The organism is Aquimarina rhabdastrellae, assembly GCA_947387485.1.
In the GTDB taxonomy this organism is placed as follows: Bacteria; Bacteroidota; Bacteroidia; order Flavobacteriales; family Flavobacteriaceae; genus Aquimarina.
In genome coordinates this window covers 197,083-212,426 of sequence record CANDNT010000002.1, presented here as the reverse complement: position 1 = coordinate 212,426, position 15,344 = coordinate 197,083, and the positions used below count along the sequence as shown (strand labels likewise).

General features: G+C 32.3%; 13 protein-coding genes. 7 read left to right on the top strand and 6 right to left on the bottom strand.

Annotated features, from left to right (window positions below):
* Positions 1 to 98: 98 nt before the first annotated feature.
* The 5 genes from pyk to ACYEKI_RS05545 all read right to left on the bottom strand — a co-directional run bounded on the left by pyk (position 99) and on the right by ACYEKI_RS05545 (position 4,472).
* Entirely contained in the window at positions 99 to 1,526 is a 1,428-nt protein-coding gene (gene pyk / locus ACYEKI_RS05565) for a pyruvate kinase (protein ID WP_459210180.1), read from the bottom strand.
* Positions 1,526 to 2,023: an IPExxxVDY family protein gene (locus tag ACYEKI_RS05560; RefSeq protein ID WP_459210179.1), complete on the bottom strand. Its 498-nt coding sequence runs from the start codon at positions 2,021 to 2,023 to the stop codon at positions 1,526 to 1,528. Before ACYEKI_RS05560 ends, pyk begins: the two co-directional genes overlap by 1 nt.
* A gap of 204 nt (positions 2,024 to 2,227) precedes the next feature.
* Entirely contained in the window at positions 2,228 to 2,962 is a 735-nt protein-coding gene (rnc, locus tag ACYEKI_RS05555; protein ID WP_459210551.1) for a ribonuclease III, read from the bottom strand.
* Positions 2,963 to 2,966: 4 nt separating this feature from the next.
* The gene (gene fabF / locus ACYEKI_RS05550; protein WP_459210178.1) at positions 2,967 to 4,220 is read right to left on the bottom strand and encodes a beta-ketoacyl-ACP synthase II; all 1,254 of its coding nucleotides are present in this window, start codon (positions 4,218 to 4,220) and stop codon (positions 2,967 to 2,969) included.
* 18 nt (positions 4,221 to 4,238) lie between these two features.
* Positions 4,239 to 4,472, bottom strand: coding sequence for an acyl carrier protein (locus tag ACYEKI_RS05545; RefSeq protein ID WP_027394586.1), 234 nt, complete (start codon positions 4,470 to 4,472; stop codon positions 4,239 to 4,241).
* A gap of 182 nt (positions 4,473 to 4,654) precedes the next feature.
* Between ACYEKI_RS05545 and purN the strand changes: the two genes are divergently transcribed.
* The gene (purN, locus tag ACYEKI_RS05540) at positions 4,655 to 5,227 is read left to right on the top strand and encodes a phosphoribosylglycinamide formyltransferase (RefSeq protein ID WP_459210177.1); all 573 of its coding nucleotides are present in this window, start codon (positions 4,655 to 4,657) and stop codon (positions 5,225 to 5,227) included.
* Between the two features lie 6 nt (positions 5,228 to 5,233).
* A complete protein-coding gene (locus tag ACYEKI_RS05535; protein ID WP_459210176.1) occupies positions 5,234 to 5,869 on the top strand; it encodes a ribonuclease H1 domain-containing protein in 636 nt (211 codons plus the stop codon).
* A 99-nt stretch (positions 5,870 to 5,968) separates the two neighbouring features.
* On the opposite strand, the gene ACYEKI_RS05530 is transcribed toward ACYEKI_RS05535, so the two are convergent.
* The gene (locus ACYEKI_RS05530; protein WP_459210175.1) at positions 5,969 to 7,039 is read right to left on the bottom strand and encodes a carbohydrate-binding protein; all 1,071 of its coding nucleotides are present in this window, start codon (positions 7,037 to 7,039) and stop codon (positions 5,969 to 5,971) included.
* A gap of 395 nt (positions 7,040 to 7,434) precedes the next feature.
* Between ACYEKI_RS05530 and ACYEKI_RS05525 the strand changes: the two genes are divergently transcribed.
* The 5 genes from ACYEKI_RS05525 (at position 7,435) to ACYEKI_RS05505 (ending at position 15,323) form a co-directional block, all read left to right on the top strand.
* Entirely contained in the window at positions 7,435 to 10,134 is a 2,700-nt protein-coding gene (locus ACYEKI_RS05525) for a TonB-dependent receptor (protein WP_459210174.1), read from the top strand.
* A gap of 23 nt (positions 10,135 to 10,157) precedes the next feature.
* Positions 10,158 to 11,510, top strand: a complete 1,353-nt coding sequence (locus ACYEKI_RS05520) for a DUF4876 domain-containing protein (protein WP_459210173.1) — start codon at positions 10,158 to 10,160, stop codon at positions 11,508 to 11,510.
* 17 nt (positions 11,511 to 11,527) lie between these two features.
* A complete protein-coding gene (locus ACYEKI_RS05515; protein ID WP_459210172.1) occupies positions 11,528 to 13,120 on the top strand; it encodes a DUF6850 family outer membrane beta-barrel protein in 1,593 nt (530 codons plus the stop codon).
* A gap of 8 nt (positions 13,121 to 13,128) precedes the next feature.
* Positions 13,129 to 14,289, top strand: coding sequence for a cytochrome-c peroxidase (locus ACYEKI_RS05510; protein WP_459210171.1), 1,161 nt, complete (start codon positions 13,129 to 13,131; stop codon positions 14,287 to 14,289).
* A gap of 107 nt (positions 14,290 to 14,396) precedes the next feature.
* Complete coding sequence (locus ACYEKI_RS05505; RefSeq protein WP_459210170.1) at positions 14,397 to 15,323, top strand: PfkB family carbohydrate kinase; 927 nt, start codon at positions 14,397 to 14,399, stop codon at positions 15,321 to 15,323.
* Positions 15,324 to 15,344 lie beyond the last annotated feature (21 nt).

The window sequence follows — 15,344 nt, the reverse complement described above, 5'->3', positions numbered from 1 at the left end:
AAGGGTTAATACTGCATGATGCGAGTATTAACCCTTTATTCGAATTTAACACTTAACTTATATTGTAACTATTAATATTAGATATTAATGGTTGAGGTTTAAATTTCGGAAACTCTAAGTGTATTAACCATCCCCTTATTAGCAACAGGCATTGCAGCTAAGTTGATTAGCATATCTCCTTCTTCAACAAAACCACGTTCTTTGGCAAGGACATTAACATCATCTACAGTTTCATCTGTACTCACGTATTTATCATAATAGAAAGCTTTTACTCCCCATAATAAATTTAATTGACACAATATACGCTTATTGCTTGTAAAAACCAATATATGCGAATCAGGTCTCCATGCCGAAATCTGGAAAGCTGTATATCCACTGTTTGTTAATGTTGAAATAGCTTTGGCTTTGATATCATTAGCCATTAAAGCAGCATGGTAACAAATAGATTTAGTAATAAAACGATTTGTTCTAATATGTGGAGGACTTTGAGGCACTTTAATTAAAGGAGATCCTTCTACGCTATTTAATATCTTAGACATAGTTTGTATTACCTGTACAGGGTATTTACCTACAGAAGTTTCTCCAGAAAGCATTACAGCATCTGCACCATCCATTACAGAGTTTGCTACGTCATTTACTTCGGCACGAGTTGGAGTAAGACTATCAATCATTGTTTCCATCATTTGAGTAGCAATGATTACAGGTATTCTAGCAGTTTTAGCTTTTAAAACTAATTGTTTTTGTATTAATGGTACTTCTTGTGCAGGAATTTCGACACCTAGATCTCCACGAGCAACCATTAATCCATCGCAATAAGCTACAATTTTATCAATGTTTTCTACACCTTCTGGCTTTTCGATTTTAGCAACAATTGGAATTTTATATTCACTATGTTCTCTAATTAGTTCTTGTAGTTCCATTAAATCTTGAGCATGACGAACAAAAGAAAGTGCAATCCAATCTACTTGTTGTTGACAAGCAAAAATAGCATCCTTAACATCTTTCTCTGTTAAAGCAGGTAAAGATATTTTTGTATTAGGTAGGTTTACTCCTTTTTTTGAACGTAAAGGACCACCTTGAACAACTTTTGCTGTAACAGTATCTTTTTTGTTTGTGGCAACAACTTCAAAGATTAATTTTCCATCATCTAGTAAGATACGCTCACCGGTATTTACGTCTTTAGGAAAATTTTGATAATTCATATAAACACGATCCTTGTTTCCTTGAAAAGGCTCACCAGTAACAAAGTCTATAGTATCATCTTTGGCAACAATAACATCACCACTCATAACACCAACACGTAATTTTGGACCTTGTAAGTCGGCAAGAATAGCTGCATTGTAACCGTGTTCTTCATTTAACTCACGTATGATTTTAATACGTTCTTTAACTGCTTCATAATCTGCATGAGAAAAGTTTATTCTAAAAACATCTACTCCTGCTTGCAACATATTGTTTAATACCTCTTTAGAACTGGTTGCCGGTCCCAAGGTTGCAACTATTTTGGTTTTTTTACGTTTTGGCATTATTCAAATATTAAATTATTCTTCGATTTTAGTTGTTTGTAATCTACAGTATATGCCGTAATGATTTGGGGTATAGTAATCATTTTGGCAATTAGTGATTTAATAGGAAACAGGAGTCCCTCGGTTTCTATTTTCAATAAATAATCAACATTTTTTAATTCAGGAATTAAATACTTAATAATATGTCGCGACTCAATATTAGTGGTAGTAAAAAGCCCCTCGTTATTTTGAGCTTTTCTCACGACTCTAGTATGGTATTTATTTCCGATTAAATTAAAAGTATGATATTGATACTCATCATAATATTGATATAAAGGAAAACAGGCTATCATTTCACTAAATTCAAAAAAGATGTCTTTATCTTTTCTCGCAAAACGAACATCTATATTTTGATTTAATAAAAAGGCTAAACGATAAGAAGGAATAGAACAGTGAATGGCGATTAATTGATAATCGTCTTCCTCTATCATATCCAAAACCAAACGTTGAGCAGCCATGTGATTCTTTTATTTTTCAGAAACCAATGCGAAATATACGAATAAAATCTACGTATGGGATTAATGAATTATAAAGAAATTACACGAAAACGATTGAGTTAATATTTTTATAAAAAGAATGAGAAAATTATAATAATGTGATACCATACGAAGACAAAAATGTCATCTTATTTACACATTATAAATACTAAAAAATAATTGTTTTTAACTTTTCATCCTTGATTGCAAAGCAAAATATGCGCGTTTTGAAGCTTTTTCTTCAGCTTTCTTTTTTGAAGTAGCTCTTGCCTTTGCAATTACTTTTTCGTTAATCCATAATTTCACGGCAAAATGTTTCATTTCATCTTTACCAGTATCTTCATAGATTTCGTATTTAAAAGCCTTTTTTTCTTTTTGACACCATTCTATCAATAAGCTTTTATAACTAATGATTTGTCCTTCTAGGCTTTCAATATCTATATAAGGTTCTATAACTGCCTCTTTTACAAATTTTTCGCAATAAGTGAAACCACGATCAAGGTAAATAGCTCCAATAAGCGCTTCAAAAATATTTCCATGAATATTAATACCAAATTGGCTATTAGGAATATTAGATCTCATTAAATCTATGAGTTTAAGATCTTTACCTAGTTCGTTTAAATGTTTTCTACTTACCACTTTAGAACGCATTTTGGTTAAATAACCTTCATTACCTTCAGGAACTTCATTAAATAAATGAGCTGCAATAATACTACTTAACATAGCATCTCCTAAGAATTCAAGGCGCTCATAATTAATAGCATTTCCCTTTTTGTCTTTGATATTCATCGACCTATGAGTGAATGCTTTTTCGTAAATAGAGATGTTTTTTGGCTTAAAACCAAGTATTTTTTGAATTTTAGTAAAAAAAATCCCGTTCTTTTCAGAGCGGGATTTTAATATGTTGCGAATAACGTTCATACGCTTATTCATCTAATTTTTTAAATAACACACATGCGTTATGTCCTCCAAAACCAAAAGTATTACTCATTGCTACTTTGATTTCACGTTTTTGAGCATTGTTTAGTGTTAAATTTAATTCTGGATCTATGTTTTCATCAACTGTTGTATGGTTGATTGTAGGAGGAACTATACCGTGCTCGATAGCTAGTAAAGAAGCGATCGCTTCGATAGCACCTGCAGCACCAAGTAAGTGTCCTGTCATAGACTTGGTAGAGTTAATATTTAACGTTTTAGCATGGTCACCAAATACATTTGTGATAGCTTTTAATTCGGCTACATCACCTAATGGTGTAGATGTACCGTGAGTGTTTATAGCATCAACATCTTCTGGTTGTAAACCTGCATTTTCTAAACAATTTTTCATAACAGCCATTACTCCAATTCCCTCAGGATGAGGAGCGGTCATATGATGAGCATCGGCAGATAAACCTCCACCTACAACTTCAGCATATATTTTAGCACCTCTGGCTTTTGCATGTTCGTATTCTTCAAGAATCAATGCTCCTGCTCCTTCACCAAGTACAAAACCATCTCTGGTAGCGTCAAATGGACGTGAAGCTGTTTCTGGACTATCATTTCTTGTAGAAAGTGCGTGCATTGCATTGAACCCTCCCATACCAGCTTGGGTTACAGCCGCCTCACTACCTCCGGTAACGATAACATCACTATGACCTAGTCTAATATAGTTAAGTGCATCAATTAATGCATTAGCCGAAGATGCACAAGCAGAAACTGTTGTGAAATTCGGTCCCATGAAACCGTTTCGGATAGAAATGTGACCAGGTGCGATATCAGCAATCATTTTAGGAATGAAGAAAGGATTAAAACGTGGTGTTCCATCTCCTTTGGTAAATGAAGTAACTTCTTGTTGAAAAGTTTCTAAACCACCTATTCCTGCTCCCCAGATAACCCCAACACGACTTTTGTCGATTTTGTCAAGGTCCATACCAGAGTCTTTGATAGCTTCGTCAGATGCTACGATAGCATATTGAGCAAATTTATCGAGCCTGCGAGCTTCTTTTCTATCGATAAAATCTGTAACAGTAAAATTTTTGATCTCGCAAGCGAATTTAGTTTTGAACTTCTCAGTGTCAAAATAGGTAATAGGAGCGCAACCGCTCTTACCATTCACTAATCCGTCCCAATATTCTTGAATATTGTTACCTATAGGTGTTAATGCACCTAAACCTGTTACTACAACTCGCTTTAATTCCATACGTTATTGTGGAAGTTATTATTTTGCGTCTTCGATGTATGATATTGCTTGACCAACTGTCGCAATATTTTCTGCCTGATCATCTGGAATTTGAATATCGAATTCTTTTTCGAATTCCATAATTAATTCAACAGTGTCTAATGAATCGGCTCCAAGGTCGTTTGTGAAGCTAGCTTCTGTTACTACCTCGTTCTCGTCTACTCCTAATTTGTCAACGATTATCGCCTTTACTCTTGATGCAATGTCTGACATAATGTTTAATTTTAATTTTTAATTAAGTGGCAAAAATAAAAAACTTTATTTTAAAACCCCATAATCCTTTAAAAATGTGACAGAATTTTCTCAAAAATAAGATAAGTATTTAGTTTTTGCTACCTTTAAATGGATAATAATTCTTTTTTTTGTCTTGAATCAACCCTAATTTTTTGTCATTTATGAAGCGTATCATCATTTTTGCTTCGGGATCGGGTACCAATGCCGAAAACATCATTAAACATTTTCATAGTAAGAATAATGCTGTAATTACACATGTATTTTCTAACAATCAACGTGCGAAGGTTTTAAAAAGAGCACATGACCTTAAAGTTAAAGCGCTACATTTTGACCGAACTTCTTTTTATGAAAATAATGAAGTCTTACGAATTTTAAAAGATGCTAATCCAGATATTATTGTGTTGGCTGGATTTTTATGGAAATTTCCAGAAAGTATATTAAATCATTTCCCTAGTAAGGTTATTAATATACATCCTGCATTATTACCTAATTATGGAGGAAAAGGTATGTATGGAAAATTTGTACATGAAGCAGTGATAAATAATAAGGAGAAAGAGAGTGGTATTACAATTCATTATGTAAATGAAGCTTATGACGAAGGAGCAATTATTTTTCAAGCAAAGACAACGATAAAAGAAGGAGATACACCTGAAGTTTTGGCTTCTAATATTCACAAATTAGAATATGAGCATTTTCCTAAAGTAATTGAAGATATTTTATTTCCAGGAGAATAGTATATAATGGCAAAAAAAGAAAAGTTTTATGTAGTCTGGGAAGGACATAGACCGGGTATTTATTTAAAATGGGATGATTGTAAAGCTGCAATACAAGGATATTCTGGTTCAAAGTATAAATCATTTTTATCTTTTGATGAAGCTAAAGAAGCTTATAAAGGAGTATATGAAGATTATAAAGGGACTGCCACAAAAAAGAAATCATTAAGTCAAAAAGAGTTAGATGATATAGGAGAGCCTGACCTATATTCTATAGCAGTTGATGCTGCTTCTAGTGGTAATCCTGGTAAAATGGAATATCAAGGAGTTGATACGCAAACAGGTAAACGATTATTTCATCAAGGCCCTTTTCCTGAAGGAACGAATAATATAGGAGAGTTTTTGGCTTTAGTACATGGATTAGCTTATTTAAAACAACAAAAAAGCGATAGGATTTTATATACAGATTCTAAAATAGCAATGGGGTGGATTAAGAAGAAAATCTGTAAAACAAGTCTGACTCGTAATGCTAGAAATAAAAAAATGTTTGATCTTATCGATAGGGCTATTCACTGGTTAAAAACTAACGAGTATACTACAACAATAGTAAAATGGGAAACCAAAGCATGGGGAGAGATTCCAGCAGACTTTGGAAGAAAATAATAAAGAATATAATACAATTAACGTATAAATAGAATCCCCCAGAGTTTATTACTCTAGGGGATTTTTATTAATCTTAACTTAGATAAGTTTTATTTTTGATTAGTTACATGGTCCAAGGTTAGTCCATCCAGTTGCTGTTCTCTGGTATAATGATCCTTGGTAAGTTACTTGATCTCCTGTAGCGTAAGATCTAAATCTATTATATGCTGCTACACCTGCACATGGATCTACATCTTCTTCTACACTACCACACTCTCCAAGGTTAGTCCATCCAGTTGCTGTTCTTTGATATAAAGATCCCTGGTATGTTACTTGGTCTCCTGTGGAGTAAGAATTATTTGAGTTATATGCTGCTACTCCATCACAAATATCTCCACTAGTATCAGGGAATGGGTATATTCTACCGATAAAAGCTTTATCAGTTTCAGAAAGACGAGTGTTAGATCCTACGGCTACACCATCTAATGTATGTTCAGCAGGAATAGGGTAATGCATGATAGATAATGGATCATATTCACTATAGTTAGAAACATTAGTCTCATAACGTCTAAATAAGTTGTGATCAACTTGATCTTTAGTCCAGTAGTTTGGCGCTCCAGCATAGTATGCATAAACAGCTTCTCTATCCCAGTTAATTCCTGCAACTGGATTTTGATGTTCGTGAATTAATCCAAGAGCGTGTCCAAATTCATGAATTGTAGTTCTTCTAAATTCAGTATCCGAAGTATTGTTATTAAACCATCCAAAATGCATACTATGAGGTTCTAAATTAGAATCTGTTCCTAAATAAGACCACGAACCTGTAATACCTGCATAATCACCTTCGTTAAAAGCAATTTTGATGTTTGCACTACTACTTGAAGAAACCCATTCAAATTTAATATTTGCATGTTCTTCCCATTCTACAGCGTATTGTCTAACCTTTGATTGAACAAAGTTACTCCCGTTTAAAAACTTTACACGAATTGTTTGACCTGTTTCCCATTCTTTATCTTTAATACTGGCAGCTTTACCTGTTTCAAGATCCCATTTAGCAATACACGCATGGGCATTTTTAGAATGATCAATCTGATTTTGTTCGAAAACTTCTTCTGAGTCCTTTTCACAGTTAGCGACAGAAAATGCGACTACGACAGCTAGGGCTAGTTTTGCCCATTTAGTTTTTTTCATAATAATTGTTGAGTTTAGTTAAAATGAGCGGCGAATTAACAAAAAAAATAACAATAACTAAGCTTTTTCTGTAAAAAAAGTACGTTTTTATAGTAAAACAATTAATTTGATTAAGAAAAGCATAATGGTAAATCTTGGTTTTTACTATGCTCATACTGAGTCAGAGAAACTAATAAATGACTATTCAACAAATATTTTTTCTGAAGGCATAAATTAGATTAGGAGTGTTTTTGATATATGAACTCGAGCTTATATTAGCTATTTGGAACAATAAGAAGAGCTAGATATTGCCTTATAGAGTTATTCCCTGTTTAAAATATTAATATGGATTTATTCTAAATAATATTTTTATTTAGAATAAATTTAAATAGATTTGTTACCCCAAAATTAAAATAATGTTAAGAAATAGGTTTGTCCTTTTTGTTTTCGTCTTATTTACACAGTTGGTAGCTAGTCAAATACAAGGGAAAGTTATAGATAAAGATACTGGTGAACCCATAGCAAATGTGTTGATACAAGATGTAGATCATAAAAAATGGGCAATTACAGATACCCAAGGTGATTTTGAATGGATTACCGAAAAAGAAATAGTAGAGCTTTCATTTTCTCATGTAAGCTATACAGATTTTAAGAAAAATATTGTTGTTGATTTAAACAAAGAAGTTTTAATAACAATAGAAAAGAAAACATTAAGAATAGATGAAGTCCTGTTAATAGGGAAAAAGAAAAAGTTCTCAGAAATCAAGTTAGAAACTGAAGCAATACAAAATGTACAAGCATTTACGCTTAAAAATGTATTGTCGCAGTTACCAGGACAAAATATAGGAAATTCCGATTTTTCTGGTTTTGAGAATGTTGTTTTTAGAACAGGACAACAAATAGGAAATTCCACAACTCATAAAGAAGCTTTTGCTAATAAAGCTTTTGGAACTGCAATAATCGTTGATGATATACCATTGAGTAATGATGCTAATATGCAAAGTTGGGCAACAAATACGGCTCCAGTATTTGGTAATGTATTTAGTGTTTTTGGAGTAAATAATCCTAATGTGGGTATAGATTTAAGACAGATATCCACAGAGACTATAGATGAGATAGAAGTTGTTCAGGGAATTCCAGATGTTAAATACGGTAACTTAACTTCTGGTTTAGTAAAGATAAAGACAAAAGCAGGTAGAACACCTTATTTAGCTTCGGTTTCTTTTAGAGAAGGAACAGTTCAAACAAGTATATCAAAAGGCTTTAACATAACAGATAGATGGGGAGATGTTAATCTTTCTGCTTCATATTTAAGATCAGATAATGATCCTAGAAATTCACTCAATGCCTTTAATCGATTTAATGTAGGAGCAATATGGTCTTTGTATAGAGAGCAGTTTAAAAATACGGTACAAGTTTCGGTATTTACAAATGTTGATGATGCAGAAGAAAACCCAGATGATGTTAATGGTACCACATTAGACAATCATACTAATGGGATACGATTGAGTAATAATTTTGACTATCAATTTAAGGATAATAAATGGGTAGATCAATTTTCTGCAAATATTAGTTTTAGTTATCAAAATCAATATACTAAACGAACGTTATTAGTTAATAATGGGGGATCTGTAGTTCCTTTAGGGTTAGAAACAGGAGTGTTTAGAGCAGCATATTCTCCAGTAGCATACCGATCTACTCGAGAAATTGAAGGAAAACCTATTCACGGATTTTTAGATGTAGATATTAAAAAGACTGTAGAGACTTCTAGCTTATGGAAGCATAGTTTAAAACTGGGAGGATCGATTAATTATACAGATAATCTAGGTGCAGGGCAGTTAGGATCTCCAGAAACTGCAGATAATAAATTTATAGTAAGATCAAATAAATCTGGAGTAGGAGTACGTCCGTATAACTATAAAGACAATGTAAGAGCACAAGTAAATAGTGCAATATATATTCAAGATAGAATAAAAAAACAGTGGGAAGACCATTTCTTAACGATACAATTAGGAACGCGTGTAGATATACAAAATGGTTATGTATCATGGTTACCTAGATTAAACACTTCTTGGAGGTATAATAAAATGAGATGGAGAGGAGGGATAGGATTTGCATCTAAAGCACCTTCTTTGAATCAAATTTATACAGGAAGACAATATTATGACAGATTAGTAGGTGATTATCGTTTGCCAGGAGAATATGCGGTAGCATGGGTACAAACCTATGTAAAAGAACCTCAAAATAGAGATTTAAAACCTACAAAGAGTTTTAAGACAGAAATAGGGTTTGATTATGAACTCCCTATAGCAACAGCAACAATAACAGGTTTTTACAATAGACTTTATGATGGTGTAACAAATACAGATATTATTAATAAAGAGCTTTTGCCAGAAACAGAGGTAATATTTAATGACCCAGAAGAACCACAATTAGTATTCACTGGAAATATAACAGACTTTTATTATACAGATAGTAGGATTATTAATGATTTGAGCTCTGTAGATAAAGGAATAGAGTTTTCTATTGATTTTAAAGAAATAGAAGCATTAGGGCTTGATATCTCTGTTAATGGACAATATATACAAACGTCGACTACTTATGGAGATTCTTTTCAGTTAATACGATCGTCAGAGCTAACCTCAGAAGAAATTTATGGAGTATATAATCGAATCGATAATAGCTCTGAGATTTTTAAAGTAGGAAGTATATGGAAATATCATTTTGCAAAAGCAGGATTATTATTAACACTACAAACAGAACATTATTTAAAAGATGATTATCAGACTGCAGATGATAACAATTACCCAATAGCATTCTATGATGCTAATTTACAATACCATGAAATTCCAGAAGCAGATCGGTCAAATCCTGCTTTATATGGACATTTATTTAGAAGTGTAACAGGAAACGGAACTATAGGTAGTTTACAGAATACCTATCACAATTTTCACCTAAGAGTATCCAAGGATTTTTTAAGTGGATTGCGATTTGATTTTTATGTGAATAATGTCTTTAACCTAAAACCCACTTATACCGATCAAGATAACGAAATAAGACGAATATCAAATGTTACGAGTTTGTCTTTTGGATCCAAATTAACGTATAAATTTTAACCCTTATTAACAATAAACAACAAATGAAAAAAGTAAGTATCCTAGCACTTTTATTAACGCTATTTTTAATAGGTTGTAATAGTGACGATGATTTTTCTGGACCAGCAGTAGAATTAATAGACTTTGAAGTGACTTTAAATTTTGAAGCAAATTTAGGTCAAGGTAATGTAGCAGGAGCTAGAGTGATTGCTGTAGATCAGGCTACTGGAGATGAATTTGAAACAATATCAAATGAAAGTGGTGTAGCTACTTTTGAAGGATTAGTAGCGGGTAATTATAATATTACTGCGACCAAAGAATTAAACGCTACAGCATTTGAAGCTTTATTTAATTATACCCCAGATGCAGAAACAATAAACTTTAATGGTAATCAAGAGAATGTAACGGTATCTGTTAATGTAACTGCAACAACTATTGAATTGATAGCAGGAAGAATAGGAGATTTGGTAATCAAACAAATCTATTATGCAGGATCAGATTTGGCAGATGGATCAGCATTTAGAGATCAATTTATAGAGATTTATAATAACTCCAATCAGGTAGTATATGCAGATGGATTGTTAATTGCACAAACATATGGACGAAGCCGTACAAGTGTATTAGATTATACATTAAATGATGGGCAATATGATTGGTCTAAGTCTATTACTAATACTATAGGTGTAGGAACAGCAGCAAATACAGATTATGTATATTCAGATTATATCTATAGAATACCAGGAACAGGAGAAGAAAATCCAATTCAGCCAGGAGAGAGTATTGTTATTGCAGCAACTGCAATAAATCACAAACAACCATTAACTATCGATAATGGAGATGGAACTACAGATGTTTATCAACCTAATGATCCATCCTTAACAGTAGATTTAAGTACTGCAGATTTTGAAGGACATTTGGCAGAATACTTGACACAAACAGGAACAAGTTCTCCATTAGCTACAGATGTACAAAACCCAGGTGTAACAGATCTTGATATTGTATATTTTAAATCAGGAAAAGAGATGGTTTTTCATACCAGTGGATTTGATAGTTTTGTGATTTTTAGAGATACAAGAGATGCTGTAGAAGCATATCCTAAATACATTAGACCAGGATCAACATCAGATACTAATATATATGTACAAATACCTATTAGTAAGGTAATAGATGGTGTACAATTGCAACGTAATGATGTTTCTGATTTAATACCTAGACAACTACCAACTAGTATTGATGGGGGGTATACCTTTAATACTTTAGGAAAGTTTACTTCACAATCTGTAATCCGTAAAGTAAAAACAACTGTTGGAGAAAGGAAAGTATTAGTTGATACTAATAATTCTATTGACGATTTTGTAGTATTAGATAGAGCAGAACCTAGAGGTTTTGCTCAATAATATAAGCTATAAAAATAATGATGAAGAATACGATTCTTTTTGGAATACTAATTTTAAGTGTTAAGTTATCAGCTCAGGTTGATAGCTTAACACTTGATTTAAATAGGTATTATGCACATCATAAAGAAATGCTTTATGATAATCCTATATATTTCTCAACTTTAGATGTAGTAGATTATACGCGATTATCGTTGTATGGTGTGACCAAAGAGCAATCTTTACGAAAACGACAAGAACCTAATCGTACTATATATTATGGTGTAGAAGGAGAAGGGATTTTTCACTTAAATCTCAAAACTAGCTTATTGGGAACAATGAATGTTGCTAATTCTAGATATAAGAGTTCATCTTATAATTTGTTGATTCAAGATATAGATGAAACACAGAATGAAATTCATTCCCCACATTACCCATTTGCCAAACGTATTGGTAATTGGGAAAACCAGCATTATCATTTTTCAGGAGGATTGATGCGAAAACTTAGTCATCAATTATTCTTAGCTGGAAAGATTCACTATAATACAGACAAATATTATAAAACTATAGACCCTAAACCAGAAATTAGTAGGCTTAATTTTGGAGGGAAAATATCTCTGGGATATAAAAATAACGGATATACATTTTTTGCTAATACTGGATATAAAAGAAGAGATGTAGATTATAATATCAGTTATACAGATGCAGAAACACAAGATCAACCAGCAGCACCTTTAACATTTTTAAGAACCTCTTATGGATTTGGATCAGTAAGAGCTGCACAAAATCAAGTACGTTCTGGATTTTTACAACAACATGATATACATTTTGGAGGTGGTATTTTAAAAAAGAATAAGAAATATCAAGCTCAAATAGCTTATACCTATCGAGATCAGCAAGAAAAAATATATTATAAAAGTTATAAAGACCCTAATAATTTATTGGGAATCTTTAATATAGATTCACATAAGTTAACTTTTGGTTACCAAAATACAGCCTCTTCATTACAATGGAAAATAGGAGGTAAGCTGTGGTTACAAAAAGGCACAAATGCACAGATTTTTAGGACGTATAGAGAAGATAATGCGAGACAAGCAGAAGCAACATCAAATTATAAACAAAATAAAAATGAGATTACAGTTTATGCTGGAGTTTTAAAAAAGAAAGAAACCACGACACTATATGATATTTCACTAGAGACATCATATATCGATGATAAAATTGTTGATCTTTTGGCTGCACGTAAACAAATACAATATTGGAATACCACGATAAGAGCTAATAAAGACTTAAAAATAACTCCAAAACAAAAAATTAATTTAGAAGGAAGCATAGAAACGTATATTCCTGTTACAGATAAATTTCAATATACAATAAACCCTAATGCTTCAGAACCTACTTTAAATGATGATTTTGTAAATAATGTAATCTTACCTGATATGGAATATGAATCAAATATAAGGTGGAGTACATCATTACAATTGCAATATCATTTTAGGTTACTAGATCAAAAGTCTTTAATAATTTCTTCAAGTGTGTATTTTTCTAAAATCTATGACCAATCACACAACTATTGGAATCAAAATTTTGATGATAATACCAATTTAAATTTAGGGCTTATTTATCGTTACTAACAACAACAATGAAACATACAAAACGCATAATAATAAGTACATTCTTTTTAATGGGAATATTGTTAACAACGATGTCTTTAACAAAAGAACCACAAGATGAATATTATGACATTAATGAATTAAGAAAAATTTATGGGAGTGGAGATGCTACTTTATGGCCAAAACCACAAATAGATAGTGTAGTTATAAAAGACTATGTAGAAATAGGTAGTTTACCCAAACCTGAATTCCCAGAAGATAATACATTTAATAAAGCTAAAGCAAAATTAGGAAAGACGTTGTTTTTTGATGCTAGGCTTTCTGTATCAAAACAAATAGCTTGTGCATCGTGTCATGAACCACAATTAGGATGGGGAGATGGAAAACGTTCTTCACATGGACATAATAGGACTTTGGGAAATCGTAATGCACAAACGATTCTAAATATAGCCTATGCTAAGAGTTTATTTTGGGATGGGAGATCTCCATCTGTAGAAGCGCAAGTACTTTTTCCGCTACAAGCGCCAAATGAAATGAATACACATTCGGCTATAGCAGTACAACATATTAAAGAAATAAAAGGATATTATCCTATGTTTAAAGAAGCTTTTGGAAATGATAGTATTACAGTAGATCGTATACAAAAAGCAATAGCAACATATGAGCGAACAGTAGTAAGTACATCATCAAAATTTGATCGTTTTATAAGCGGAAAAAATAATAGGTATACAGATCAAGAAGTATTGGGGTTGCATTTATTTAGAACCAAAGCTAAATGTGTTAATTGTCATTATTCACCATATTTTTCAGACCAAAAGTTTCACAATTTAGGGTTGACATATTATGGTAGAAAGTATGAAGATTTAGGATTGTATAATGTTACTAATAAAAAAGAAGATGTAGGTAAATTTAGAACACCTACCTTGAGAGAAGTAGCTAATACAGGACCATGGATGCATAATGGATTATTTCCTAGTCTAGCAGGAATAGTGAATATATACAATGCAGGAATGCCTAATGAAAAACGTAAACCAGAGATGGTTAATGATTCTTTGTTCCCTGTAAAGTCAACATTGATCCATAAATTAGAATTAAACAAAGAAGAAAAAGCAGCCTTGGTAGCATTCATGAAAACATTATCTACAACGGCCTCAAGAAGATCTATTACTAATGTTAAAATGCCAATGTAATCTTATAGATAATAAAAAAAGAGCAATTACATTATTGAATTTTTTTTATAGGATATACATTAGTAATATGTAACCCTTATATTTGCAGAAAATTTATTAGCTATACTATGAGCAAGTTATTGATAGTAGGGACAGTAGCATTTGACGCTATTGAAACACCTTTCGGAAAAACTGATAAGATATTAGGAGGAGCAGCAACATATATTGGGTTAGCAGCTTCAAACTTCAACATACCATCTGCAATAGTATCTGTTGTGGGTAACGATTTTCCTGAAGCATATTTAAAAATGTTAGAAGATCGCAATATTGATATTTCAGCTATAGAAATTGTACCAGATGGAAAAACATTCTTTTGGAGTGGAAAGTATCATAATGATATGAACTCTAGAGATACTTTAGAAACACAGTTAAATGTTTTAGAAAACTTTAATCCAGTGGTTCCAGAAGGATATAAGGATGCAGAAGTAGTAATGCTAGGAAACCTACACCCATTAGTACAGTTAAGTGTACTTGAACAAATGACAGAAAAACCTAAGTTAGTAGTATTAGATACTATGAACTTTTGGATGGATGTAGCTTTAGAAGATCTTAAGAAAGTAATTGCAAAAGTAGATGTAATCACTATCAATGATGAAGAAGCTAGACAGTTAAGTGGAGAATATTCTCTAGTAAAAGCAGCTAGAGTAATAGCAGAAATGGGACCTAAATATGTAGTGATTAAGAAAGGAGAGCATGGAGCTTTATTATTCCACGAAGATCAAGCCTTCTTTGCACCAGCACTACCTCTAGAAGAAGTATTTGATCCTACAGGAGCAGGAGATACTTTTGCAGGAGGATTCTCTGGATATATTGCAAGAACAGAAGATGTGTCTTTTGAGAATATGAAAAATGCAATTGTTCATGGATCAAATTTAGCATCATTCTGTGTAGAGAAGTTTGGTACAGAGCGTATGGAAGGACTAGCAAAAGAAGAGGTTCAAAAACGACTACAAAGATTTAAAGAACTGACTCAGTTCGAAATAGAATTATCATAACTACAATGCCCTGAATTTTCG